The 21,949-nt window shown below is 75.3% G+C and carries 24 protein-coding genes; 7 read left to right on the plus strand and 17 right to left on the minus strand.

Going from position 1 to position 21,949, the window contains the following annotated elements:
- The first annotated feature begins 5 nt into the window (after positions 1-5).
- From A4R25_RS07720 to A4R25_RS07730, 3 genes are read left to right on the plus strand one after another with little or no spacing between them, the layout of a single operon-like run.
- Entirely contained in the window at positions 6-884 is an 879-nt protein-coding gene (locus A4R25_RS07720) for a hypothetical protein (RefSeq protein ID WP_043324449.1), read from the plus strand.
- Entirely contained in the window at positions 877-3,549 is a 2,673-nt protein-coding gene (locus A4R25_RS07725) for an FtsK/SpoIIIE domain-containing protein (protein WP_064446118.1), read from the plus strand. The genes A4R25_RS07720 and A4R25_RS07725 overlap by 8 nt, the downstream gene beginning before the upstream one ends.
- Positions 3,546-4,217 carry a hypothetical protein gene (locus tag A4R25_RS07730; RefSeq protein ID WP_064446119.1) on the plus strand — a complete coding sequence of 224 codons (672 nt, stop codon included), beginning with the start codon at positions 3,546-3,548 and terminating at the stop codon, positions 4,215-4,217. Before A4R25_RS07725 ends, A4R25_RS07730 begins: the two co-directional genes overlap by 4 nt.
- 83 nt (positions 4,218-4,300) lie before the next feature.
- Here the strand turns inward: A4R25_RS07730 and A4R25_RS07735 are convergent, their stop codons facing one another.
- Positions 4,301-5,575: a cupin domain-containing protein gene (locus A4R25_RS07735; RefSeq protein ID WP_064446120.1), complete on the minus strand. Its 1,275-nt coding sequence runs from the start codon at positions 5,573-5,575 to the stop codon at positions 4,301-4,303.
- 3 nt (positions 5,576-5,578) lie between these two features.
- Complete coding sequence (locus tag A4R25_RS07740; RefSeq protein ID WP_030504021.1) at positions 5,579-5,881, minus strand: hypothetical protein; 303 nt, start codon at positions 5,879-5,881, stop codon at positions 5,579-5,581.
- A gap of 187 nt (positions 5,882-6,068) precedes the next feature.
- Between A4R25_RS07740 and A4R25_RS07745 the strand changes: the two genes are divergently transcribed.
- Positions 6,069-6,812: a PIG-L deacetylase family protein gene (locus tag A4R25_RS07745; protein WP_064446121.1), complete on the plus strand. Its 744-nt coding sequence runs from the start codon at positions 6,069-6,071 to the stop codon at positions 6,810-6,812.
- A gap of 9 nt (positions 6,813-6,821) precedes the next feature.
- Positions 6,822-7,631, plus strand: a complete 810-nt coding sequence (locus A4R25_RS07750) for a DUF72 domain-containing protein (protein ID WP_064446122.1) — start codon at positions 6,822-6,824, stop codon at positions 7,629-7,631.
- On the opposite strand, the gene A4R25_RS07755 is transcribed toward A4R25_RS07750, so the two are convergent.
- The 9 genes from A4R25_RS07755 to A4R25_RS07800 all read right to left on the minus strand — a co-directional run bounded on the left by A4R25_RS07755 (position 7,616) and on the right by A4R25_RS07800 (position 13,552).
- Positions 7,616-8,044: a DUF2267 domain-containing protein gene (locus A4R25_RS07755; RefSeq protein WP_064446508.1), complete on the minus strand. Its 429-nt coding sequence runs from the start codon at positions 8,042-8,044 to the stop codon at positions 7,616-7,618. The genes A4R25_RS07750 and A4R25_RS07755 overlap by 16 nt on opposite strands.
- A gap of 296 nt (positions 8,045-8,340) precedes the next feature.
- Complete coding sequence (locus tag A4R25_RS07765) at positions 8,341-9,210, minus strand: DUF72 domain-containing protein (RefSeq protein WP_064446123.1); 870 nt, start codon at positions 9,208-9,210, stop codon at positions 8,341-8,343.
- Positions 9,211-9,257: 47 nt separating this feature from the next.
- A complete protein-coding gene (locus tag A4R25_RS07770; protein WP_043324464.1) occupies positions 9,258-9,656 on the minus strand; it encodes a TraR/DksA C4-type zinc finger protein in 399 nt (132 codons plus the stop codon).
- A 182-nt stretch (positions 9,657-9,838) separates the two neighbouring features.
- Positions 9,839-10,468, minus strand: a complete 630-nt coding sequence (locus tag A4R25_RS07775) for a hypothetical protein (protein WP_064446124.1) — start codon at positions 10,466-10,468, stop codon at positions 9,839-9,841.
- 96 nt (positions 10,469-10,564) lie between these two features.
- On the minus strand, positions 10,565-11,170 hold the full coding sequence (locus tag A4R25_RS07780; protein ID WP_030504027.1) for a winged helix-turn-helix domain-containing protein: 606 nt from the start codon (positions 11,168-11,170) through the stop codon (positions 10,565-10,567).
- Between the two features lie 291 nt (positions 11,171-11,461).
- Entirely contained in the window at positions 11,462-12,031 is a 570-nt protein-coding gene (locus A4R25_RS07785; protein ID WP_064446125.1) for a winged helix-turn-helix domain-containing protein, read from the minus strand.
- Positions 12,032-12,082: 51 nt separating this feature from the next.
- Complete coding sequence (locus A4R25_RS07790; RefSeq protein WP_064446509.1) at positions 12,083-12,577, minus strand: rhodanese-like domain-containing protein; 495 nt, start codon at positions 12,575-12,577, stop codon at positions 12,083-12,085.
- A 38-nt stretch (positions 12,578-12,615) separates the two neighbouring features.
- Positions 12,616-13,068: a cysteine dioxygenase family protein gene (locus A4R25_RS07795; RefSeq protein ID WP_064446126.1), complete on the minus strand. Its 453-nt coding sequence runs from the start codon at positions 13,066-13,068 to the stop codon at positions 12,616-12,618.
- Positions 13,069-13,174: 106 nt separating this feature from the next.
- Positions 13,175-13,552, minus strand: a complete 378-nt coding sequence (locus A4R25_RS07800) for a hypothetical protein (protein WP_064446127.1) — start codon at positions 13,550-13,552, stop codon at positions 13,175-13,177.
- A 70-nt stretch (positions 13,553-13,622) separates the two neighbouring features.
- Between A4R25_RS07800 and A4R25_RS07805 the strand changes: the two genes are divergently transcribed.
- Positions 13,623-14,015 (plus strand): ankyrin repeat domain-containing protein, encoded by a 393-nt coding sequence (locus A4R25_RS07805; RefSeq protein ID WP_064446128.1) that lies wholly within the window; start codon positions 13,623-13,625, stop codon positions 14,013-14,015.
- A 47-nt stretch (positions 14,016-14,062) separates the two neighbouring features.
- Positions 14,063-15,019: a DUF3500 domain-containing protein gene (locus A4R25_RS07810; protein WP_373888001.1), complete on the plus strand. Its 957-nt coding sequence runs from the start codon at positions 14,063-14,065 to the stop codon at positions 15,017-15,019.
- Here the strand turns inward: A4R25_RS07810 and A4R25_RS07815 are convergent.
- The 6 genes from A4R25_RS07815 to A4R25_RS07840 all read right to left on the minus strand — a co-directional run bounded on the left by A4R25_RS07815 (position 14,997) and on the right by A4R25_RS07840 (position 21,840).
- Positions 14,997-15,749, minus strand: a complete 753-nt coding sequence (locus A4R25_RS07815) for a class I SAM-dependent methyltransferase (RefSeq protein ID WP_064446130.1) — start codon at positions 15,747-15,749, stop codon at positions 14,997-14,999. The genes A4R25_RS07810 and A4R25_RS07815 overlap by 23 nt on opposite strands.
- A gap of 52 nt (positions 15,750-15,801) precedes the next feature.
- Positions 15,802-16,305, minus strand: a complete 504-nt coding sequence (locus tag A4R25_RS07820) for a DUF2231 domain-containing protein (RefSeq protein ID WP_064446131.1) — start codon at positions 16,303-16,305, stop codon at positions 15,802-15,804.
- A gap of 76 nt (positions 16,306-16,381) precedes the next feature.
- Entirely contained in the window at positions 16,382-17,098 is a 717-nt protein-coding gene (locus A4R25_RS07825) for a GAF and ANTAR domain-containing protein (protein ID WP_205796412.1), read from the minus strand.
- A 192-nt stretch (positions 17,099-17,290) separates the two neighbouring features.
- Positions 17,291-19,585 (minus strand): accessory Sec system translocase SecA2, encoded by a 2,295-nt coding sequence (gene secA2, locus A4R25_RS07830; RefSeq protein WP_043324478.1) that lies wholly within the window; start codon positions 19,583-19,585, stop codon positions 17,291-17,293.
- 157 nt (positions 19,586-19,742) lie between these two features.
- Complete coding sequence (locus A4R25_RS07835) at positions 19,743-20,831, minus strand: zinc-binding dehydrogenase (protein ID WP_064446132.1); 1,089 nt, start codon at positions 20,829-20,831, stop codon at positions 19,743-19,745.
- A complete protein-coding gene (locus A4R25_RS07840) occupies positions 20,824-21,840 on the minus strand; it encodes a Gfo/Idh/MocA family protein (protein ID WP_064446133.1) in 1,017 nt (338 codons plus the stop codon). The genes A4R25_RS07835 and A4R25_RS07840 overlap by 8 nt, the downstream gene beginning before the upstream one ends.
- Positions 21,841-21,949: the final 109 nt, after the last annotated feature.

A 21,949-nucleotide genomic window follows, 5' to 3' on the forward strand; every position in this document is an offset into this window, starting at 1 on the left:
GGGCCGTGTCCATCGTCGAGGACATCGGCGCCCAGGTCCGCGCCGCCGCCGAGGACCTGCCGCTGGCACAGCTCGCCGCCGCGCTGGAGAAGCTCGGCCAGGCGCAGGAGCGGCTGCGCTGGGTACGCCAGGAGTCGGCCGACCCGATGGGGGTGCCGGAGCTGTCCTCGGCCACCGAGCACGCCGAAACCGCCGGCTACGCGCTGCGTGTGGCGCAGGAGCAGCTCACCGCGTACCTGGCCGCGATCGGGCTGGCCCCCGACGGCGCGCCGCCGGCCCCGCCGGGCGAGCGGCCGCCCAAGCACGACACGCCGCGCGGCGAAGCGCCGCCCGCGCCGGGCGCCGCGCCCGAGCCGGGCGAGCAACCCGCGGTACGGCGCTGGTGGGCGGTACGGGTGGCGGAGCTGACCGGCGGCCGGGAGGGTACGCCCGACGAGCCGGACGAGCGCGTCGGGGACTCCCGGGAGCTGCTGCGCCGGGTGGTCGCCGGGGTCCGCTCCGGTGACCGGGACCGCCTGCACCGCGACCTGCGCGGCGCGCACGCCGACGTGGGGCTGGGGCTGGCCGCGATCGCCCCGCCGCTGCTGCGCGAGCTGGCCGGTGAGCTGCTCGGCCACCCGCCCCGCGCGGACGACCTGCCCCGGCTGCGCGGCGCGCTGGAGTCCCGGGTCCGTGACCTGCTGCCCGGCCTGCCGCGGCCGGTGCTGGACACGCTGCTGACCCGGGTGTGCCGGATGCCCCCGCCGCGCCGCGACGACGACGCGGAGCAGCCGCACGCGGCCGACCCGGCGGTCACCGCCGGCGTGCTCACCGGCGTGCTGCTCGACCGGCTCGGCCGGGACCTGCCGAAGGACACCGACGAACGGGAGACGTCCCGTGGCTGACGTCCGCACGCAACTGGTGACGCGGGTCCGGGGGATGCTCTCCGAGGCCCTGGGCGCCACCCGTACCCGGCTCGCCGCCGCCGAGGCGGAACTGACCGCGAGCCGGGAGCGGCTGGCGCGTACCCGCAAAGCCGCCGCCGCAGTGCCCGCCCGGGTGGGCGCGGCCCGCGACCGGCGCCTGGCCGAGATCGACGCCCGGCACACCGCCCGCCTCGCGGAGCTGGCCCGCCGGGCCGCCGCCGCGGCGCAGCGGGAGGCGCCGGGCGCGGCGTCCGCGCCCTGGGACCGCTGGCAGGCCACCCCCGCCGGCCGGTCCGAGCCGCCCGGTGCGTTGCGGGTCGGCACGGTACGCCTCGACGGCGCCGAACCGGTGCCCGCGCTCGTGCCGCTGCTCGACGCCGGGCACGCGCACCTGGCCGGCGGCGACCGGGACGGCCTGGCGGCGGTGGTGCCGGCGCTGCTGCTGCGCTCGGTCGGCCGCGCCGACCCGGGCGCGGTGCGGCTGTACGGCTACGACCCGGAGCACCTGGGCGGCGGGCTGGCCGGATTCGCCCCGCTCGGCACCGCCGGGCTGCTCACCTTCGTCGGACCGGGTGGCCTGGGCCGGCTGCTGGACGACCTGGTGGAGCAGATCCGCCGGATCAACGCCACGGTGCTGGCCGGTGAGTACGCCTCGCTGCGCGACCTGGCCGCCGCCACCGGACGCCGCCCGGAGCCGTGGCGGGTGGCGGTGCTGCTCGGCGGTGACGAGCTGTCCCGGCACGAGCGCGGCCAGCTCGACCGGGTGGTACGCACCGGCGCCGCGTGCGGCGTGCACCTGGTGGTCCGCGGCATCGAGCTGCCCGACGACCCGACCGTCACCCGGATCGTGGTCGAGCCGGACGACGCCCGGGTGGCCGGGCTGCCGGTGCGGCTCGACGCGCCGCCGCCGCCCGCGCTGGTCACCGAGACCTGCCGCGCGGTTGCCTCCCGGGTCGCCGCCGGCCCTCCCCCGACGCCGTTCACCGACCTGCTCCCGCCGCCGGACGAGTACTGGCGGGAGGACTCGTCGCACGGGCTCAGCGCGCCGGTCGGCGAGGGCCCGCACGGGCGGCAGGTTCTGCTCACGCTCGGCGACTACCCGCCGCACGCGCTGATCGGCGGCCCGTCCGGCACCGGCAAGACCAATCTGATCTTCGCCTGGATCGGCGCGCTCGCCGCCCGCTACTCCCCCGCCGAGCTGGAGTTCTATCTGCTGGACTTCAAGGAGGGCGTGTCCTTCGCCCGGTTCGCGCAGGGCCGGCGCGACCCGAGCTGGCTGCCGCACATGCGGCTGGTCGGCATCAACGTCAACACCGACCGGGAGTTCGGCCTGGCGCTGCTGCGCTTCCTCGCCGAGGAGCTGCGCCGCCGCGCCGACGCGGCGAAGAAGCACGAGGTCACCAAGCTCGCCGAGCTGCGCGCGGTAGACCCGGACGGGCACTGGCCACGCATCGTGGCCGTGGTGGACGAGTTCCAGGCGCTGCTCGCCGGCCGGGACGTGGTCGCCCGGGAGGCCGCCGACCTGCTGGAGGACCTGGCCCGGCGGGGCCGGTCGCAGGGCATCCACCTGGTGCTCGCCTCGCAGGACGTACGCGGCATCGAGGCGCTGTGGGGGCGGCCCGCGCTGGTCGCCCAGTTCACGCTGCGGATCGCGCTGCCGAAGGCGCTGCGCATCCTGGCCGAGCGCAACGACGCGGCGCAGTCGCTGCCCCGCCACCACGCGGTCATCAACGCCGAGTCGGGCCTGGCCGAGGGGAACGAGGTGGCCCGCATCCCGTCGGCCAGCGACTGGGAGACGTGGAGCGAGCTCCAGCACCGGCTGTGGCGGATGCGCCCGCAGGACGCCGCGCCGGCCCGGCTGTTCGACGGCGACGCGATCCCGAAGCTGGCCGACGCGCCGGACTTCCGCGCGCTGACCGCGCCGGAGCAGGGCGTCCCGCGCAACCCGGTGGCGCTGCTCGGCGAGATCATCGACGTGCAGGCCCGCTCGGCGGCGCTGCGGCTGCCCCGCGCCCCGGGCCGCAACCTGGCGGTGCTGGGCACCCGGGTGGACGAGGCGTGCGCGGTGCTCGACGCCGCCGCCCGCTCGCTGGCCCGGCAGTACCCGCCCGGCGCGGCCCGCTTCTCCATCGCCTGCCTGGACCCGGACGCCGACCCGGCCGCCCGCGCGCTCTACGAGGACCTGGCCGGGGACGCCTCCTGGTACGACGAGGAGACGGTGCCGGAGCTGATGGCCGAGGCAGGTGACGGGCTGGGCGCGCCGGGCGCGCCGCGTACCCCGCACTTCCTGCTGCTGTACGCGGTGGACGCGGCCGCGGCGGCGCTCGCCGGCAAGGCCGGTACGCGCACCGGGCTGGAGCAGCTGCGCCGGATCCTGCACGACGGGCCGGAACGGCGTACGCACGTGCTGGCCTGGTGGCGGGGCGTGGCCCGGATGCGGGCCGACCTGGGCGGCGCGGGCGCGCGCACGGATCAGATCGGCGCCTGGGTGGCGCTCGACGTGCAGGGCGGTGAGCTGGGCTCCTCGCTGTATCCGGGCAGCGGAGGGCCGGACTGGTATCCCCGGCCGTGGCGCGGTCTCTACTTCGACCGGGCGGTGCACCGCACCGGACAGGTGATCATCCCTTATGGTCCGTCCCGATGAACGAACCGGTTACCAGTGAGACGTACAGCGCGCAGATCCGCCGGCTCGCCGAGCTGACCGCCCGGGTGGCCGCCCAGCGGGCCGAGGCGCACACCTGGTACGACCAGCAGGTGGCCGCCGCGGACCGGGCGGTCGCCGAGGCCACCGAGCAGATGCGGCAGGCCGAGACGGAGGTGGCCGAGGCGTCCCGGATGGTCGAGCGGGTCGACGGCGAGGTCACTCACCTGTGGACGCAGTTGCGGGCCCGGCTCGGTGTGGGCGCCCGGCGGCTGGGTGACCCGCCCGGCCCGGTACGCGGGGCCGCCGGTGACCCGGTGCCGCTGCTGCGCGCGGTCCGGGACCTGCTGGAGCGCACCGGCGCCCCGGGTGAGCTGCCCGGCTCGGTGAATCCGCTGCTGATCGCCTGCGGCATCGGCGGGGCGCTGGTGGCGTACGCGCTGGGGGTGGCGGCGCGAGCGCTGGCGGCCGGCGCCAGCGGTGACCTGGCGGTGGGTCTGCCGGTGCTGGCGCTGGTGGTGACGCTGCTCGGCCCGGTGATCGGGCTGGCGCCCGCACGGCTGCTGGCCGACCGCCGCCACGCCGTGCTGACCCCACGCCCGATGATCCTGGTGGCCGTCTCCGGCCTGGCGACGACCCTGCTCCTGCTGACGGTGACCTACACCCGCTGACCGCCGCCCCTCACCCGCCGCCGATCATGAGGTTGGCGGCGCGACACGCCGTCGCGCCGCCGGTCAACCTCATGATCATCGGGTCAGGCGGGAACCAGGACTGCCTCCTTGAGCAGTCGGCGGGCCAGCACCAGGCGGTCGGCGTCGTCGTCGAGGCCGGGCAGGTCGCCGACCCTCGTCACCTCGCCGGTGAGCAGCGCGCGCAGCGCCGCCTCGCAGGTGCCGGGCAGGGTGAGCGTCCGATCGGGCACGCGCAGCGTCACCCGTCCGTCGGCGGCCGGGGTGAGCTGCCAGCGCAGGCCGCCGCGCACCGCGACCTCGCTGTCCGCGTTCAGCCGGGCCAGCGCCTCGGCTTGGGCCAGCGGCCGGATCGGCGCCGGGCGGGCGGCCGGCCAGACCCGGGCACGCAGCCGGCCGGCCACCGCCGCCGGGTCGGCCCGCAGCAGCCAGTCGCGCAGCGCCTCGACGGTCTCGGTCAGCTCCGGCTCGATCGCGTCCGGGTCGGCCAGGTCCAGCCCGAACGGCAGGCTCGCGCGCAGCCGCGCGTCCTCGGCGGCCAGCGCGAGCAGTTCCTCGACCACCGCGTACCGGGTCAGCGCCCGGATGCCCACGGTCAGGTGCAGCGAGCTGGACTCCTGCGCCTGGGCGCTGTGCAGCCAGCCGCGCGGCAGGTAGAGCGCGTCGCCCGGAGAGAGCACCACGTCCAGCTCGGGGCGTCCTTCGGCGGTCGCGGAGACCTCGTCGGCCCGGCCGCCCCAGGGCTGGCGCTCCAGCGGGTCGGCCAGCACCGGCGGGTGGATGCGCCAGTGCTTGCGTCCGTCGACCTGGAGCACGAACACGTCGTGGGTGTCGTAGTGAGTGGCGAAGCCCTGGCTGCCCGCCGGGGTCAGGTAGGCGTTCACCTGCAACGGCTGGGCCAGCGCGGCGCCCAGGTCGCGGGCGAAGTCGACGATCGCCGGCCAGGTGCGGTGCAGGCCCTGCAACACCAGCGTCGCGCCGTCGGCGTAGAGCGCCAGCACCTTCTCGTCGAGGACCTGGTCGCCGATCTCGGCGCCCGCGCCACCGCCGCCGGTGTACCGCGCCGCCGGCACGAGCTGGCCGTCCTTGGCGACCCGCAGGAACGGGGTACGCAGGCCGCGGCGGCTGAGCAGCTCGTCGGCGTCGGCGGGGCTGAGCAGGTCGGTGAAGCCGTCCGGGCTGGGCAGCTCCGCGGCGCGGGACAGCAGCGGGCTTCGCCCCCAGTGGTCGGCGGCGAACTTGGCCGGCTCCACCGTTACGCACCGGGCCAGCGCCTCGGCGGCGGAAAGCGGAACCGCCGGGCGGCCGTGGCCACCCGGCGGGTCGACGTGCGTGCTCATGTGTCAGGCGCTGCCGTCGGCGCCGCCGTCGTGCTGACCGGGGGTCGCGCCGCCGTCGGCCGGGCCCTCCGCGCTGCCGTCCGCGCCACCGTCGTGCTGACCCGGAGTCGCGCCGCCGTCGGCGGGACCCTCGGCGCCGCCGTCCGCGCCACCGTCGTGCTGACCGGGGGTCGCGCCGCCGTCGGCCGGGCCCTCCGCGCTGCCGTCCGCGCCACCGTCGTGCTGACCCGGGGTGGCACCGCCGTCGGCGGGGCCCTCCAGGCCGCTGCCGCCGCTGCTCTGGATGTCGTCGTCGTTCAATGCCATGGGTGCTCCCTCGGTGTGCCGCCCCGCGTGGTGCCGGGGTCCGTGTGCAGCGGGTGGTACCCCACGCCCGATCTTCTCTAACCACACCGTAGACGCCCGGACACCGTCGTACGGACGGTTCGCGGGGCAAGCGTCCGGGACCGGCGGATGCCAGGATGGCGGGAGGACGACGTGCGAGGAGGTCCACGTGACGCAGCCGGAGCCGCTCACCCCACTGGCCGAGGACTGGCAGCGGGCGCTCGCAGTGGTGGCGCACCCCGACGACCTGGAGTTCGGCGCCGCCGCCGCGGTGGCGCGCTGGACCGCCCAGGGCAAGGAGGTCGTCTACTGCCTGCTGACCAGCGGCGAGGCGGGCATCGACGGGATGACGCCGGAGCGCGCCCGGGTGGTACGCGAGGAGGAGCAGCGCGCCTCCGCCGCCGTGGTCGGGGTGTCAGTGGTCGAGTTCCTCGGCCTGCCCGACGGGCTGCTGGAGTACGGCGTGCCGCTGCGCCGGGCCATCGCCGCTGTGGTGCGCCGGCACCGGCCGGACGTGGTGCTGACGAACAACTTCCGGGAGACCTGGGACGGGGCGTACGCGCTGAACCAGGCCGACCACATCGCCTGCGGCCGGGCCACGCTGGACGCGGTCCGCGACGCCGGCAACCGGTGGATCTTCCCGGAGCAGCTCACCGACGGCATCCAGCCGTGGTCGCGGGTCCGCGAGGTGTGGGCGGCCGGGTCGCCGGCCGCCCGGCACGGGGTGGACGTGACCGACACGTTCGACAAGGGCGTGGCGTCGCTGCGGGCGCACGGGGCGTACCTGACCGGACTCGGCGACGGCGGTTTCGACGCCGAGGAGTTCCTGGAGGGCATGGCCCGGCCGGCCGGGCACCGGCTCGGCGCGCGGTTCGGCGCCACGTTCGAGGTGTTCCAGATCAACCTTCAGTAGGGCGCGGCGATGTTCCTGGTCGGCACGTCGGGCTGGCAGTACCGGGACTGGCGGGAGCGGTTCTACCCGGCCGGGCTGCCGCAGCGGCGCTGGCTGGAGCACTTCGCCTCGCGGTTCGCCACGGTCGAGGTGAACAACGCGTTCTACCGGCTGCCCGAGCGGGACACGTTCGTGGCGTGGCGGGAGCGTACGCCCAGCGACTTCTGCGTGGCGGTGAAGATGAGCCGCTACCTGACCCACGTGAAACGGCTGCGCGACCCGGCCGAGCCGGTGGCCCGGTTCCTGGACCGGGCGTCCGGGCTGGGCGACCGGCTCGGGCCGGTGCTGGTGCAGCTGCCGCCGACGCTGCGCGCCGACCCGGACGCGCTGGCCGACGTGCTGCGCCGGTTCCCGGCCGACGTGCGGGTGGCCGTCGAGCCGCGGCATCCGTCGTGGTGGACCGAGGACACGAGGCGGGTGCTGGAACGGCACCGGGCCGCGCTGGTCTGGGCCGACCGGCTCAGCCGGTCGATCACGCCGCTGTGGCGCACCACCGACTTCGGCTACCTGCGGCTGCACGAGGGCCGCGCGCGGCCGTGGCCCCGCTACGGCCGGGCCGCGCTGGCCGGCTGGACGCGCCGGCTCGCCGAGGCGTTCGGCGACGGCGAGCCGGCGTACGTGTACTTCAACAACGACCCGGGCGGCGCGGCGATCGTCGACGCCGTCGCGTTCGCCGGGCTGGCCCGGCGGGCCGGGCTGCCGGTGTCCCGGACGCCGTCGGCCCGCCCCGCCGAGGGGGCGGGACGGGCCGGGCCAGCGCCGGGTCAGGGAATGAGCTGACGCAGATCCTTCGGCATGGTGGACTTCACGTCCTGCCACTCGCCCTGGGTGACGTGCCGGCGCAACGTGTCCAGCACGACCTGCACCACCCGCTGCGCGCCGCCCTCGACGTCGTACGGGAAACCCTGGCGCACCTCGTACAGGAAGTCGTCCCGGTTCAGCTTGATCGGCACGTTCTCCGGCTGCCAGCCGTCGAAGTAGACGCCCCGCACCAGCACCGGCAACTGCTGGGCGAACTCGACGCTCTCCTGCACCGGCATCCGGTCCCGCAGCAGATGCAGCACCGTACGCAACGCGGCGTAGGACTGGTTGCGCTGCTCCTTGGGCCAGCCGTACGCGGACTCGATCTCCTTGAGGATCACGTTCGTCTTGTCCAGCGAGGACTCGAACGCGGACAACATCTGTTCGGCCATCAGGATCACCCCCGTGCGTCGGTCTCCCAGCGTCGGTCTTCGGCGCGGCGCGGCGGTCCGCTGGGCCCCCGCCACAGCCGGGTCGGACGGAACCGGCCGGCCCGTTCGGCCCGCCGAGGCGCCTCGGAGCTGCCGACCACGTGCAGTACGCCACCGCGGCGCCGATCCGCCACCACCCGTACCGTCATGACCCACCTCCTCGTCGCGGCGCCTCCGCCCGGCCGGCGGAGCGCGTCCACGGTCATGCTGCGGCGCGGACGGGTGAGCCGGCCTCACCCGGAGCGGGTGAGGCCGGCTCAGGCGCCCAGCAGGTCGGCGAGGGTACGGGCGTTGCGCTGCGCGTTGTCCCGGTAGCAGTTGTTCATCAGGACGTGTGTCTGCTCGGCCTCGCCGGCCAGCTCGCGCAGTTTCGGCGCCCAGTCGCGCAGCTCCCGCTTCGAGTAGTCGTAGCCGAACTTCTCGTGGATGTCCTTGCTGGTCCACTTGTCGCTGTGCCCGTGGAAGCGGACCATCGCGAGGTCCGCGGTGGCGGCCAGCACCGGCGGGACGGACGACTTGTGTCCCTGCGGCATGTCCACGCAGACGAACGGCAGCGCGTGCTCACGCAGGAAGCCCAGCGTCTCCTCGGCGTTGTCGCCGTCGAACCAGGAGGCGTGCCGGAACTCGAAGACCGGGCGCAACGGCACGCACCGGCGGGCCACCTCCAGCAGGTACTGCTTGTTGTCCCGCTTGATGGTGAACCAGGGCGGGAACTGGAACAGCAGCGCGCCCAGCTTGCCCGCCTCGACGAGCGGGTCCAGGGCGGACAGGAACCGCGTCCACACCTCCTCGTACGCCTGCGCAGGCAGGTCGTCCGGGTAGACGTTGCGCTTGTCCGTGTCCGGGCGCAGGTCCTTGTAGAGCGCGGAGACGCGGGTGGGGTGGCCGGTCAGCAGGCTGAACGCCTTGACGTTGAACGTGAACCCGGCCGGGGTGCGTTCGGCCCACAGCCGGGCGGTGCGCTCGGCCGGCGGCGAGTAGTAGGTGGCGTCCACCTCGACCAGCGGGAACTGCCGGGCGTAGTAGGACAGCCGGCGCTCCGGCGTGTCGGCGCTGTCCGGATACCAGCCGGAGTCGAGTAGGGTCCGGTCGGTCCACGAGGCGGTGCCCACCTTGATCTCACCCATGGTGGGAGTTCATCGCGTCGGCGGACCGACCGGCAACCGCATCGGCGTCAGGCCGCCCGCCGCTCCCGGGTCTGCTTGCAGGCCACGCAGGAGGTGGCGGACGGGAAGATCTCCAGCCGCTCCACCGGGATCGGCGCGGTGCAGCCCTCGCAGAAGCCGTAGGTGCCCTCGTCCAGGCGGGTCAGCGCGTGCTCGAACTGCGCCCGCCGGTCCAGGATGGTGCGCAGCAGCGACTGCGCGGTGTCCCGCTCGGCGGTCTTGGTGCCGCTGTCGGCCTGGTCGTCGCCGGCGGTGTCGCCGACCTCGACCAGCCGCAGCACGTGGCTCTGCGCCAGCGTCTGCTCGTACTCGGCGGTCAGCTCGTCGTACCGCGACCGCAGGGACTGCCGGATCTGGTCGACCTCCGCCTGGGAGCGGCCGGTGGCTGTCGTGTCGTGGACGAGCATCGCTGCCTGCCTTCCTACGTCCTCATACCGGACCGGGGCGGCCAGCGCCCCGGACCCCGGTCCGACTGTGGATGCGCGGGCGACGAGATCACCCGTGCTCTGTGAGCCGGGCGATTACCCCCGCCCACGGCGGGCCAAACCGGCTGTTTCCTGAGTGTTTCCGGTGAGTCCGTAGCCGCTGGTCAGGCCGCCTCGACCAGCGCGGGGCGGCGCGGGTCGTCGGCCCGGACCACCACGTCGGCGAAGGACGCGGGGTCGACCTCGTCGGCGTAGCGGGCGAAGGCGGGCAGCGTCCAGCGCAGCGCCGGGTCGGTACGCCGGTCCAGCGCCGCCGGGGACAGCACGAGGTGGACCGTGACGTCGAACGGCAACGCGCCGCCGAGCAGCAGCGCGCCGCTGACCACTACCACCCCGTCGGGCGGCAGATCCACGTACGCGGCCCGGCTGGCCCGATCGGCGGCGGCGTCCCAGAGCGACGGCAGCAGCCGGCCCGAGCCGTCCGGGCCGGCCGGGTCGAGCACCTCGCGGCGCAGTCCGGGTTCGTCGAGCCAGCCCTCGTAGTACGCGTCGGGGTTGGTGCGGCCGTGCTCCAGGCGGACCGAGGCGGGGCGGAGGAAGTCGTCGGCGCGTACGTGCAGCACCGGCCGGCCGGCGGCGCGCAGCGGGGCGACGAGGGCTTCGGCGAGCGTGTCCGGTGCGGCGGCGGGCGGGCCGTCCACGGCGACCCGCAGCCGGCCGGGCGTCCCGGTGCGGGCGAGACGCCCGGCCAGCTCGGTGACGAGCCGGTCGGGGCTGATCGGGCGCACACGCATCGGACCATCGTGCCGCGCGGGCGGGCGGGTCACCACCTGATCCCTCCGGGCGGTCGGGGCTCCGTCCGGCGACGATCGGCGCGTGGGTGTCCCGGGTCAGCCGGTGCGGTCGATGGTGACGCGGGCGTCGTCGGCGAGCCGGTAGCCGACGCCGTAGACGGTGGTGACCAGCGGGACGTCCACGCCGACCTTGCCGCGCAGCCGGCGGACGTGCACGTCGACGGTGCGGACGCCGGCGTGCTCGTACCCCCAGACCGCGTTCAGCAGTTGCAGGCGGGTGAACACCCGGCGGGGGTGGGCGACCAGGTGCAGCAGCAGGTCGAACTCCAGCCGGGTCAGCGGCAGCGGCTCGCCGTCGCGCAGCACCGACCGGGACGAGGCCAGGATGTGCAGGGTCGGGATGGTCGGGGCGAGCGGCCGGGACGGCGCGCGGCCGGCCGGGACGGCGTCGGGCCGGCGCTCGGCCGGAACCGCGGCGCTGACCACCGCGTCGCCGCGTTCGAGCATCTCGCGGGCGGCGTCGAGCAGCCGGCGCGCGGCCGGGGTGAGCGACTCCTCACAGGCCAGTGGGATGTTCAGGGTGACGGTGAGCATGGGCGCGGCGGTGTTGGCGGGACGACGCTGGCCGCCGGGGGGACGACCGGGGACCGCGGGTTGGGACGTATGCCATCCGGCGCGCGACGAGGCGGGGCTGACCGACATGGTCCTCCTTGGGCTGGTCCGGGTATCTCCCCACGGCCCGGGACGCCGCCTCATCGATGCTTCCCGGCGTCTCTGCGAGGGTCAAGAGGCGGCTGCGTTGCATGAATGTGACATTTGACGAACACATCGGAGCCGTGCGCTCGCTCTGCGTGCGAGGCCCGTTGATTACAGCAGAGCGTCGTTTCGGGCTGGTACGGGGGGTCTCCCCGGCGGTTCACAATGGCGGATGCGTCCTGAACGTGAACGCGGCGCACCCGGTTCTCCGGGTGCGCCGCGTGCGGGAAGGGCGGGTCAGGCGTCGCGGTCCACGGTGATCGCGGCGTCGTCGGCGAGGCGGTAGCCGACGCCGTAGACGGTGGTGACCAGCGGCGTGTCCGGCCCGAACTTGGCCCGCAGCCGGCGGACGTGGACGTCGACGGTGCGGGCCACGGCGTGCTCGTAGCCCCAGACGTTGGCGAGCAGTTGCAGCCGGGTGAACACCCGGCGCGGGTGCTCGGCGAGGAAGAGCAGCAGGTCGTACTCGATGCGGGTGAGCGTGATCTCGGTGTCGCCGAGCCGGACCCGGCGGGTGCCGGTGAGGATGCGCACGCCGCCGCCGGCCGGTGGCGGTGGCGCGGCGGCGGCGCGGCGCAGGTCGAGCACGGTACGGGCGACCCGGTGCTCGTCCGGGCTCACCAGCGCCTCGCCGGAGGCGGCGAGCTCGTCCAGCAGCTCGGCCAGGCGGGCCAGGCCCGGCGTCAGTGGGCCGGCGCCCAGGTCGAGGGTGATGGTCACGGTCGGCGCGGTACGCGGCCGGGGCGGCACTGCCCGGTCGGGGCGGCCCGATCGGGCCGGACGGGTGGTGAGGGCGACGACGGACATGGGAGCCTCCTGTGCGGGCGGTCGCCCCGCCCCGCCGGTGCGGCGGGACGGTCAGCGGAGCGCCCCACCGGCGGTGACCGGGGGCGCGGCGGACGAGGGTCGGGTCGGCGGGGTGGGACCGAGCGTGGGCAGGCCGGCGATGTGCCAGGCGGCGAAGCCGCCGACGACGTCGGTGGCCCGGTGCAGGCCGATGTCCTGGAGCGCGGCGGCGGCCAGCGACGAGGTGTAGCCCTCCTGACAGAGCACGATCACCGGCACGTCGTAGTCGACAGCCTGTGGCAGCCGGGCCGCGCAGCGCGGGTCGAAGCGCCACTCCAGCACGTTGCGCTCGACGACGAGCGCGCCCGGCACGGTGCCCTGTGCGGCGCGCTGGGCGGCCGGGCGGATGTCCACCAGCAGCGCCCCGGCCCGGCACGCCAGGTGCGCCTGCTCCGGATCGAGGCGGCGCAGGCGGGCCCGGGCGGCGGCGAGGATCTCGTCGATGCCCCGCGAGCCCGGCGGCGGAGCCGGACAGCGCTCGGTTGCGGTGGTGGGGATCTGCGCCATCGTGGCGTCCTTCCGTTCGTCGGGGTTGCGGGGGTGGGTCACCAGGCCACGCCGGCCTCGGCCACCTCGGCGACCCGGAGCCGGCCGGCGACGAGGCGGTAGCGGGTCATCCGGGTCAGCGCCGGCCGGTAGACGTGCACGCTCACGGCGGGCTGGTCGCCGTGATTGGTGACCTGGTGCACGTGCCGTACGCCGAAGCGCCGCCCGGCGCCGGCGGCGAGCCGGTGCGGGCGCAGCCGCGCGCCGCTGACCGTCTCCTCGGTGAGCACGCCGGCCACGACCAGGAACGCGCCGGCGCTGCCGCCGTGGTCGTGCAGGCCGGTGCCCTGTCCGGGCAGCCAGCTCAGCGCCCACACCTCGTGCTCGTCGCCGGCGTCCAGGCGGGCGTACCACCGCTCGGACGCGTCGAAGCACAGCGGCACCGGCCAGCCGTCCGGGTCGGCCCAGCGGGCGGCGACGGCGAGCAGATCGGCGGGAGCGGTGCTGGTCATCGGCGGGACGTCCTCACGGTGCGGAGCGGATGTACCCGCACAGCTTAGACGGCAAAGCCTATCGGTTAAGTAGGTAATACCAGATGCTGGGACGCCGGCCCGCGGCTCAGCGCAGGACCGGCGGATCCACCTTGTAACCGGGCACCGACGGCCAGCGGACGGTGAGCACCGTGGACTCCCGCTCGGCGTACCAGGAGTGGTCCACGCCCCGGCCCCACACCACGTAGTCACCGGGCGCGCGCAACACCACCGTGCGGTCCGGCAGCTCGATCCGGAACGCGCCGCTGATCAGCACCAACAGGGCGGTACGCCGCTCACCCGTGGCCCACCGGGACCGGCTCTCCCCCGCCGGGTGCACGCCCCACTTCACCTCGACGTCGGTGCTGTGCCGCACGTCCCCGGCCGGCTTGAAGTGGCCCAGCAGCCAGCCCGCGTCGGTCGCGCCGTCCACCGCCGCGTTGCCCACGTACACCCGATCGTCCATGCGCGCGCCTCCCGTGCCCGGCTGCGCAAGCTACCAGGCGCGTCCGGCCGCGACGCCATAGCCTGGGCGGATGCCCGACGAACTCGACGACGAGACCATCGCCTTCGCCCACCGGATGTTCGACCTGGCCCGGGCCGGCGCCACCGAGGAACTGGCCGCCAACGTGGACGCCGGGCTGCCGGTCAACCTCACCAACGCCAAGGGCGACACGCTGCTGATCCTCGCCGCGTACCACGCCCACCCGGACACGGTGGCGGCACTGCTGGCCCGGGGCGCCGACCCGGCCCGGGTGAACGACAGGGGGCAGACCGCGCTCGCCGCGGCGGTGTTCCGGCGTCAGGAGGCGGCGGTCCGCGCGCTGCTGGACGCCGGCGCCGACCCGGACCACGGCGGCCCGTCGGCGGTCGAGACCGCCCGGTTCTTCGAGCTGCCGGACATGCTGGCGCTGCTGCGCCGCGAGTGAGCCCCAGGCGGTATACAGAGACGGTGGAGGATCCCGTACCCGAGCAGATGCGCGCGGCCGCGGCGGCGTTCCTGGCCGCGCTGGACGAGCCGGCCCGCGACGCCGCCCGGCACGCCTTCGACGACGAACCGGCCCGGCGCTGGCTGGAGTACCGGCCACGGCCCCGGCCCGGCGTCGCGCTCACCGGCCTGGACGTCGACGCCCGCAAGGCCGCCCACCGGCTGCTCGCCACCGCTCTCAGCCCGGCCGCGTACGCGCAGGCCATGACCGTGATGGCGCTGGAGGAGGTGCTGGACCGGGCCGAGGACTGGCGGCGCGGACGGCACAGCGGCGACTACTGGGTGGCCGTCTTCGGCGACCCGGACCGCGACGACGACTGGGCCTGGCGGTTCGAGGGACACCACCTGTCGGTGAGCATGACCGTCGCCGACGACCGGGTCTCCCCCGCGCCGGTCTTCCTCGGCGCGAACCCGGCCACCGTCCGGCACGCCGGCCGCCCGGTGACCCGGCCGCTCGGCCCGGAGGAGGACCTGGCCCGCGAGCTCCTCGACGCGCTCGGTCCGGGCGGCCGGTCCGCCGCGATCATCGCCGACGAGGCGCCCGCCGACATCATCAGCGCCACCCGGGCCACCGCCCCCGGCCGGCTCGACCCGCCCGGCGTACCCCGGGGGCGGCTGCGGCCGACCGGCCGGGCGCTGCTGGACCGGCTGGTCGCGCTCTACCTGGACCGGCTCCCGCCGGAGCTGGCGGCCCGGGAGGCCGACCGGCTCGACGGCGGCGAGCTGCACTTCGCCTGGGCCGGTCCGGTCGAGCCGGGCCGGCGGCACTACTACCGGGTGCAGGGCGAGGACCTGCTGATCGAGTACGACAACACCACCGACGACGGCAACCACGCGCACACAGTGCTGCGCCGCCCGGCCGGTGACTTCGGCGCCGACGTGCTGGCCGCGCACCACGCCGCCGCCCACCGGCCCGGCCCGCTCAGCCCCGGCGCGCCTCGATGAGGAAACGGCGGGCGTACGCGACGAACGGTCCGTCGGCGCGGATCCGCTCGTCCAGGCGGCGCAGCTCGTCGGTGTAGCGGCCGACGGTGAAGCCGGGCACCGTCCAGACCACCTTGCGCAGGAACCAGACCACCGCGCCGATGTCGTGGAAGACGGTACGCAGCGTGGCCTCGCGCAGGTCGACGACGTTCAGCCCGGCGGCCCGCGCGTCGGCGACCGCCACCTCCGGGTGGCGGTGCTCCGGCGGCGGCAGCGGCCCGAGGATCGCCTCGCTCAGCTCCCGCATCGTGCCGGGGCCGATCTGCTGGGACAGGTAGGCGCCGCCGGGCCGCAGCACCCGGGCCACCTCGTCCCACCAGGTGTGCACCGGGTGACGGCTCACCACCAGGTCGAAGGCGGCGTCCCGGAACGGCAGCGGCGGGCGGTCGCCCACCCGCACCACTGTCGCGCCGAGCGGGCGAAGGTTGCGCCGGGCCACCGGCACGTTCGGCGGCCACGCCTCGGTGGCGACCAGCAGCGGCGGCGGCGCGGGCACCTCGGCCAGCACCTCTCCCCCGCCGGTGTCGATGTCCAGCGCCGCCTTCACGGCGGCCATCCGCTCGCCGACCAGTCGCGCGTACCCCCAGGGCGGGCGCTCCTCGGTGGCGCGGCCGCGCAGCCAGTCGAAGCCCCAGCCCTCGACCGGCGCCGCCTCGGCTTCGGCTACCAGTTCCTCGAACGTCCCGACCATGCCCGCGAGCCTGCCGCTCCGCGCCGACCGCGGCAACGGAATTCGGCCGGCGTCAGTACGGGCGCGGGCGGGCGATCTCGACTGTGGAACCGGCGGGCACCTCGGCGAACGGCTCGAACCCGGCCGGCTCGGTGACCCGGTCGAACTGCTGCATCAGCCGCGCGCCCAGGGCCACCCCGACCGCGCCGACGGCGAGCGCCACGAGTTCCGCGGCGAGCAGGACACCGGTCGCGCCCCGCTGCGGCGCGCTCGCCCGGATCAGGCAGGAGAGCAGGAACAGCGCCGCCATCACGGCGTTGACGAGGTTGAACATCAGCACCGTCCGGCTGGTCCGGCCGGCCCGCACGTCCCACAGGTCGACCATTCCGGCGACGGTGGTGAGCCCGGCCGCGACGAGCGCGGCCACCGCGGTCCAGTAGCCCACCTCACCGAGGAACGCCGGGCCGCCCGCCACGTCGGCCAGGTCGAAGACCGCGGCACAGACGAACAGGCCGAACGGGAACGTCACCAGCATCGGTTGGATGGGGTGCCCCTGCACCCGTAGACGGCTCTGCATCGCTTCCTCCCCAGGTCCGCGCAGCTCACCAGTCCAGAGTGCTACCCGAGGCGCCGCGAGGCGAAACGACTGTCGCTCAGTTGTCCCGGGGCCGTGAGACGGTCAGCACGAGCCGCTCGGCGACCTCGCGCAGCGGGATGTCCAGCGAGGACGCCGCGCTGCGCAGCACCCGCAGGGCCTCCGGGGCGGGACAGCCGCGCTGTGTCATGATCACGCCGACGGCCTGCCCGACCACCCCCTCGGCCAGCAGCGTGTCGTCGAGCTGACCGGCGCGGGTGGCCGCCCGCTCGCGGTCGCGCGCGGCGGCCAGCAGCAGCCCGGCGTGCTCGGCCAGGAGCATCGCGGTGAGCTGGTGCCGGGGCGTCAGCGCGTCGGGCGAGTCGGCGTAGAGGTTGATCGCGCCGATGACCTGTTCGTCGATGTCGACCGGCGCGGAGATCACCCCGTGCACCCCCAGGGCGCGGGCCCGCTCGTTCCAGACCGGCCAGCGCGGGTCGCCGGACAGCCCGCCCGCGGTGATCATCTCCCGGCGGCGGATCGCGGTCATCGCGGGCGTGTCCGGGCCGTGCCGCAGGTCGTCCAGCTCGGCCCGCTCCGGATCGGAGGCGGCCACGCCGGCGGGCTCACCGGCGCGCAGCGCGGTGAAGCCGCAGCTGTCCACGGCCGGTACGGCGTCGCGGGCGATGCGGACCAGGCGGTCCAGCGCCTCGTCGAACCCGGCCGCGCCGATCAGTCCGGCGGTCAGCTCGCGCAGCAGCGCGGCGGTCTCCAGCACACCAAGGTTGTCGATCATGGGTTGGCGCGTGTCGAGGTTCACCGGGCCGTGGCCTCCACCGTCCACCCGATGTCCCCGCTCCGCGCCGTTGCCTGTCCCATGTCCGTCCCTCCTGTGGCCGGGCCTCGGCCTACTACCCTCCCAGACCGCGGGCGAAACCGCGCAAAAAGGCCCCTCCCGGTCGCGCCGGGAAGGGCCTTTCCGCGCGGGTCAGCGCGACCCGGAGATGAGCCGCCGGCCCACCGAGGCGATCAGCCGGTCCAACTCCGAGCCGAACGGGTTGTCGTGCACGAGGTACGTCCAGGTGGCGCTCGGCCGCACCAGCTTCGACGAGTCCGGCTCCCAGCCCTCGTCGAACTCGGTCTCCTCGAACGTGGCCACGGTCCGCGTCTCGATCTCGGGCACCAGCGCGTTGAACGCCGGCACCGCGCTGCGGTGGAACTCGTCGAGCGGGTCGAGCCGGCCCAGCGCCCGCAGGTGCACGCCCTCGCGGACCTCGGACAGCTCGGCCAGGTGGTCGGCCCAGAGCCGGTCCAGGTGGTAGAGGGCGATCTTGCGGGCCACGTCGGCGAGCAGGTCCTCGTCCATCTCGCCGGCCTTCTCCGGCACCCGCTCCAGCAGCATCAGCGCGGCGATGTCGCTGGTCAGCAGCCGCTCCCGGCGCTCGGCGAGCGCCTTGCGCTGCTGCTCGATCACCTGGCTGTAGCGCCACGTGTTGCGGTGGATCTCGTGGTTGACGCCCTCGGCGACGCGCTGGGCGTGCTCCACCGCGTAGTCGACCTGCGGGTCGGTGACCAGGCCGTCGGCGTTCATCCGGGGCGAGGCCGGCACGGTGTCGCCGGCGTGCCGGACCACCAGGTCGTCCTCCAGGCTGACGAAGAACACCGACCCGCCCGGGTCGCCCTGCCGCCCGGCCCGGCCGCGGAGCTGGTCGTCGACCCGGCGGCTGTCGTGCCGGCCGCTGCCGATCACGTAGAGACCGCCCAGCTCGGCCACCCGGTCCCGGTCGGCCTGGTCGCTGCCGCCCAGCCGGATGTCGACGCCCCGGCCGGCCATCTGGGTGGAGACCGTCACCGCGCCGTACGCGCCGGCCTCCGCGATGATCCCGGCCTCCTCGTCGTCGTTCTTGGCGTTGAGCACCACGCACGACACGCCGGCGGCGTTCAGCGCGGCGGCCAGCCCCTCGGACTCCTTGACGTCGAGCGTGCCGACCAGCACCGGCCGCCCCGCCTCGTGGCAGCGCGTGATCTCGTCGACCAGCGCCTCCTCCTTCTCGGCGCGGGTGGCGTAGATGCGGTCCGGCTCGTCCTCGCGGACGCAGGGGGTGTTCGGCGGGATCACCGCGACCTCGAGGCCGAAGAACTCGCGGAGCTGGTCGCCGACGAGCACCGCGGTCGCTGTCATCCCGCAGACCGTCGGGTAGAGCGCGATGTACGCCTGCACGGTGATCGTGCCCAGCACCTCGCCCTCGGCGGTGGCGTCCAGGCCCTCCTTCGCCTCGACCGCGGCCTGCAGCCCGTCGGGCCAGCGGCGGCGCTGGGCGACCCGGCCGCGCATCTCGTCGATCAGCTCGACCGAGTCGTCCCGGACGATGTAGTCCACGTCGCGGTGCAGCAGGGCGTGCGCGTGCAGCGCCACGTTCACCGCGGAGAGCTGCCCGACGTGCTCCTCGTCGTACAGGTCGATGCCGCCGAGCTTGGCCTCGACGGTGGCCAGGCCGACCGAGGTGAAGGCGACGCTGCGGCCGTCCTCGGCGACCGTGTAGTGCTTGCCCTTGCGCAGCCCGCGTACGAGCGCGGCGGCGGCGTGCACCGGGTCCTGCTCGCCGCCGACCGCCCCGGCCAGCACCATCGGCACCCGGGCCTCGTCGATCAGGATCGAGTCGGCCTCGTCCACGATCGCGGTCTTCAGCGGCGGCTGCACCCGGTCGGCCAGGTCGGTGACGAGCTGGTCGCGCAGGAAGTCGAAGCCGGCCTCGCTGACCGAGACGTAGGTGACGTCGCAGGCGTACGCGGCGCGCCGCTCGTCGGGCGTGGACGCCTCGTTGACCCAGCCGACGCTGAGCCCGAGCAGGTCGTAGACCGGCGTCATCCACTCGGCGTCGCGGCGGGCCAGGTAGTCGTTGACGGTGAGCACGTGCACCGGGCCGTTGCCCAGCCGCACGTGGCCGTACGCGGCGACGGTCGCGGTGAGCGTCTTGCCCTCACCGGTGGCCATCTCGGCGACCTTGCCGGACAGCAGCGCCATCGCGCCGAGCAGCTGCACGTCGTAGGGGCGCTGGTCGAGCCCGCGCCGGGCCGCCTCGCGCCCGATCGCGCAGATCTCCTCGTACCCCGACGCCTGGCCGGCGGCCTCGGTCAGCTCGGCGTCGGAGAGCTTCTCCAGGTCAGCCTCGCGCGCCTCGATCGCCGGCAGCAGCTTCTCCAGCGGAGCCAGGTCGACAGTCGTCCCCGGGCGCTGGAGGAACCGGCGGAACCTGGTCTTCAACCGTTGCGACACACCCATGAGCGGCAACGGTACGCGAACCGGAGCCGATTGTGACCCCCGCCCGCCGCGCGCCGGGTTCCGCCCGCCCCGTCCGCTTCCGTCGATCATGAGGTTGGCGGCGTCCGGCGCCCGTTTTGTCGCCGCCAACCTCATGATCGACGCCCTGAAAAGGGGGTCAGGGGGTCAGGATTGCCTGGATTTCTGTGCGGCGGCGTTGGGCCAGGTCGGTCAGCAGGGCGGGGGCCTCGTCCAGGGGGACCACTGCCGAGATCAGGTGCTTGCGGATCATGTCGCCGTACTGGCGCAGCAGCTCCACCATCTCCGCGGACAGCCGCTCGCGGTCCCAGGTGGGGGCCAGGCCGCGCGGCACCCGGCCGATCTGCGCGCACCGCAGCGACAGCCCGTTGTGGTGGAACTCCTCGCCGAGGCGGACCGCGTCCGCACCGGCCTGGTAGAACGCCAGGTCGACCACCGTGCCCTGCGGTCGCAGCAGGCGCAGCGCGAGTTGCAGCGCCCAGTCCTGGCCGCGGCACTGGAAGACCACGTCCGCGCCCCGGTCCCCGGCCGCGTGGTTCCACCGGGTCTTGAGCACCACCGCCGGGTCGTCCGCGTCCGGGTCGAGCGTGTCCAGGCCGAGCGCCTCGGCCACCTGCCGCCGGGCCGGCGTCGGGTCGACCACGACCACCGAGGCGGCGCCGTGGCGGCGGGCGAACAGCGCGGTCAGCAGCGCCACCACGCCGCCGCCGACCACCGCCACCCGGCGACCGCGTACGCCGTCGCCGAGCGTGCGCACGTCGGCGCCGCACAGGTCGGCGGCGGCGTGCAGCAGCCCGTTGGCGCAGATCGGGCCCATGTGCGCGACGTACACGCCGAGCAGCGGGTCCAGGTCGTCGGGCAGCGGCACGAACCGCTCGGTGAGCGGGTCGGCGACCCAGCCGCTGCGGTGCCCGTACGTCATGGCCCCGACCTCGCCCACCGCGACGGCCGGGGTCCGGCTCTCCACCACCCGCCCGACCTGCATGTAGCCGAGCCGGGTCACCGGGTACGGCGTGCTCGCCCCGCCGGGCCGGAACAGCCCGAGCGCGGCGTCCCAGGTGACGTGCAGGTACGGGTTGGTGCCCTTGACGAAGCTCAGCTCGGTGCCGGCGGACACGCCGCTGTAGAGCGTCTCCACCCGGAACGTGCCCTCGCGCAGCTCCGGCGCGTCCAGTTCGGTCAACTCGACCCGGCCCGGGCCGCCGACCACCACCACGCGATCACGCATCGACGCCCACCCCCGCGTCCGCGACGGGCCGCCGGGCCGCCGGGCCGTTCGGCAGCGCCACCGGCCGGCCGGTACGCGCCGACTCGGCCACCGCCAGCGCCAGCCGGTGGGTGCGCAGCGCCTCGGCGTACGGCACCCGGACGTCGTCGCCGAGACCACGAACGGCGTCGACGAAGGCCCGGTCGACGGCGATCCGCGCGCCGTCCGGGTCGGCGGGCAGGTGCCGCTCGCCGTCGCCGTCCCGGACGGTCAGGCCGTCCTCGGCCAGCCACAGCGCCAGCCCGTCGGCGAGGATCTCCACGCCGGCCCGGTGCTTCCAGCCCAGCACGCACGACGCGGCGAGCGTGCCGACCGCGCCGGAGCCGAAGCGCAGCGTGGCCGCGGTCACCGAGTCGATGTCGGCGCCGTCGACCGGCGGCGGGCTGCCGTCGCCGTACGCGCTCACCTCGACCGCCTCGCCGGCCAGCAGCCGGACCAGGTCCAGCACGTGCGCGGCCTGCTCGACCACCGGGCCGCCGGAGCGGTCCCGCCGCGCCCACCAGGCCACCGGCGGCACCTTGTCCAGCCAGGCGCCGTTGACCATCCGCACCGGGCGGCCGGCGAGCAGCCGCCGCGCCTCCGCCACCACGTGCAGGTAGCGCCAGTGGTGCCCGACGCCGGTGAGCAGCCCGCGCTGCTCCACCAGCGCCGCGACCCGCTCGGCGGTCTCCAGGTCCAGCGCCACCGGCTTCTCCACGAACATCGGCACCCCGGCGGCGACCACCGCCTCCTCGACCGGGCCGTGGGCGAACGGCGGCACGCAGACGTACACCGCGTCCGGTCCGGCCGCGAGCAGCTCCTCCACGTCGCGGAACACCCGGCCGCCGTACGTGCCGGCGAGCGCCTTCGCAGCGTCCGGCGCGACGTCGGTCACGCCGAGCAGCTCCACGTCCTCGAAGCCGGTGAGCACCCGGGCGTGGCGTTGCGCCACCCCGCCGGCTCCGACCAGACCCACCCGGCAGGTACGCATCCGACCAACCCTCTCGCCACGACTGGAAGACTGCGGTCACCACTCCCCGCGGCGGCCGCGCCCGAAACGCCGCCGAGGGGCGCAACGCAACGTTCATCTGCCCGGAACC

This window comes from Micromonospora sp. NBRC 110037 (assembly GCF_001652995.1).
GTDB classification, from domain to species: Bacteria; Actinomycetota; Actinomycetes; order Mycobacteriales; family Micromonosporaceae; genus Micromonospora; species Micromonospora chalcea.

Bases quoted from the DNA above. Each gene is read 5' to 3' on its own strand.
- A4R25_RS07815 (WP_064446130.1), bottom strand. From the start codon at position 15,749: ATGGTCGGGACGTTCGAGGAACTGGTAGCCGAAGCCGAGGCGGCGCCG.
- A4R25_RS07780 (WP_030504027.1), bottom strand. From the start codon at position 11,170: ATGTCGGTCAGCCCCGCCTCGTCGCGCGCCGGATGGCATACGTCCCAA.
- A4R25_RS07750 (WP_064446122.1), top strand. From the start codon at position 6,822: ATGTTCCTGGTCGGCACGTCGGGCTGGCAGTACCGGGACTGGCGGGAG.
- A4R25_RS07775 (WP_064446124.1), bottom strand. From the start codon at position 10,468: ATGCGTGTGCGCCCGATCAGCCCCGACCGGCTCGTCACCGAGCTGGCC.
- secA2 (WP_043324478.1), bottom strand. From the start codon at position 19,585: ATGGGTGTGTCGCAACGGTTGAAGACCAGGTTCCGCCGGTTCCTCCAG.
- A4R25_RS07840 (WP_064446133.1), bottom strand. From the start codon at position 21,840: ATGCGTACCTGCCGGGTGGGTCTGGTCGGAGCCGGCGGGGTGGCGCAA.
- A4R25_RS07805 (WP_064446128.1), top strand. From the start codon at position 13,623: ATGCCCGACGAACTCGACGACGAGACCATCGCCTTCGCCCACCGGATG.
- A4R25_RS07810 (WP_373888001.1), top strand. From the start codon at position 14,063: ATGCGCGCGGCCGCGGCGGCGTTCCTGGCCGCGCTGGACGAGCCGGCC.
- A4R25_RS07790 (WP_064446509.1), bottom strand. From the start codon at position 12,577: ATGGCGCAGATCCCCACCACCGCAACCGAGCGCTGTCCGGCTCCGCCG.
- A4R25_RS07795 (WP_064446126.1), bottom strand. From the start codon at position 13,068: ATGACCAGCACCGCTCCCGCCGATCTGCTCGCCGTCGCCGCCCGCTGG.
- A4R25_RS07825 (WP_205796412.1), bottom strand. From the start codon at position 17,098: ATGATCGACAACCTTGGTGTGCTGGAGACCGCCGCGCTGCTGCGCGAG.
- A4R25_RS07765 (WP_064446123.1), bottom strand. From the start codon at position 9,210: ATGGGTGAGATCAAGGTGGGCACCGCCTCGTGGACCGACCGGACCCTA.
- A4R25_RS07770 (WP_043324464.1), bottom strand. From the start codon at position 9,656: ATGCTCGTCCACGACACGACAGCCACCGGCCGCTCCCAGGCGGAGGTC.
- A4R25_RS07730 (WP_064446119.1), top strand. From the start codon at position 3,546: ATGAACGAACCGGTTACCAGTGAGACGTACAGCGCGCAGATCCGCCGG.
- A4R25_RS07785 (WP_064446125.1), bottom strand. From the start codon at position 12,031: ATGTCCGTCGTCGCCCTCACCACCCGTCCGGCCCGATCGGGCCGCCCC.
- A4R25_RS07755 (WP_064446508.1), bottom strand. From the start codon at position 8,044: ATGGCCGAACAGATGTTGTCCGCGTTCGAGTCCTCGCTGGACAAGACG.
- A4R25_RS07835 (WP_064446132.1), bottom strand. From the start codon at position 20,831: ATGCGTGATCGCGTGGTGGTGGTCGGCGGCCCGGGCCGGGTCGAGTTG.
- A4R25_RS07820 (WP_064446131.1), bottom strand. From the start codon at position 16,305: ATGCAGAGCCGTCTACGGGTGCAGGGGCACCCCATCCAACCGATGCTG.
- A4R25_RS07735 (WP_064446120.1), bottom strand. From the start codon at position 5,575: ATGAGCACGCACGTCGACCCGCCGGGTGGCCACGGCCGCCCGGCGGTT.
- A4R25_RS07740 (WP_030504021.1), bottom strand. From the start codon at position 5,881: ATGGCATTGAACGACGACGACATCCAGAGCAGCGGCGGCAGCGGCCTG.
- A4R25_RS07800 (WP_064446127.1), bottom strand. From the start codon at position 13,552: ATGGACGATCGGGTGTACGTGGGCAACGCGGCGGTGGACGGCGCGACC.